The sequence below is a fragment of the Actinosynnema sp. NPDC023658 genome (assembly GCF_040639995.1).
In the GTDB taxonomy this organism is placed as follows: Bacteria; Actinomycetota; Actinomycetes; order Mycobacteriales; family Pseudonocardiaceae; genus Actinosynnema.
Window position 1 is genome coordinate 1 of sequence record NZ_JBFAAX010000466.1, and the last position, 885, is coordinate 885.

Below are 885 nucleotides of genomic sequence, written 5' to 3' on the forward strand. Positions count from 1 at the left end.
CACCGGTGGCGTGGTGCCTGCGGACGCTGGTCGTGCGACCGGTCCGGTGGGTGTGGCGGAACGCGGTCGTGCCGGTCGTGCGGGCGGTCGGCGTCGCGCTGTGGTGGCTGGTGCGGCTCTTCGGCGCGGCGCTGGTCTGGGCGTTCCGGCTGGTGGGGCGGGGGTTGGCGGTGCTCGGGCGGGCGGTCCGGGACGCCGCGGCGTGGGCGTGGCGGCGGGTGGTCGGGCCGGTGTGGCGGGTGGTGGCGCCGGTGGGCCGGTTCGTCGGGCGGGTGTGGCGTGCCGCCGTGGTGGCTCCGGCGCGGTGGGCGCGCACGTCCGTGCTCGACCCGGTCCGGTCGGCCGGTCGGCGGCTCCGCGGTGCGTTCGGCGCTCGTCGCGGTTAGCGGCCGGTCGCGGCGAGGACGGCGGAGGCGATCGCCTCGTGGCCCTCGGGCGTGGGGTGCACGTCGGTGTGCTCGCAGAAGTACGTCAGCGAGCAGACCTTCGCCACCGGCGTCGGGATCGAGCCGTAGGTCGGGTCCTCGGTCGTCTCCGTCAACTCCCCGTACCCGCCGGTCGCGTCGGTGACGTCGACGAACTTCGCCCCCACCTTCTCGTACTCGGCCTTGAGGGCGGCGTTGAAGAAGTCCCGGAAGAGCGACACCGACTGGCGGGCGAGGTCCTTGCCGTTCGGGAACGAGGGGGACACCCACGCGCCGAGGAACACGTCCGGGTACGTCAGTCCCACGATCGGGGCATCACCGGCGGCCTCGCGCAGGGCCGGCAGGGCGGCGGCGAGGTTGGCGCGCACGGTGGACACGGCCTGGGCGGCGCAGGTCAAGGTGTCCGACGCCCGCGCGCACGGCGCCAGGTCGTTGCCGCCGATGATCACCGTCACCAGGC

At 75.3% G+C, this 885-nt stretch carries 1 protein-coding gene and 1 pseudogene; one reads left to right on the forward strand and one right to left on the reverse strand.

Annotated features, from left to right (window positions below; genetic code table 11):
• Nucleotides 1–386: pseudogene (locus AB0G02_RS29030) on the forward strand (hypothetical protein); the annotation flags it as partial.
• Here the strand turns inward: AB0G02_RS29030 and AB0G02_RS29035 are convergent.
• A partial coding sequence (locus AB0G02_RS29035; protein WP_360799979.1) for an SGNH/GDSL hydrolase family protein occupies nucleotides 383–885 on the reverse strand: 503 nt, incomplete at its 5' end. The pseudogene AB0G02_RS29030 and the gene AB0G02_RS29035 sit on opposite strands and share 4 nt — an antisense overlap.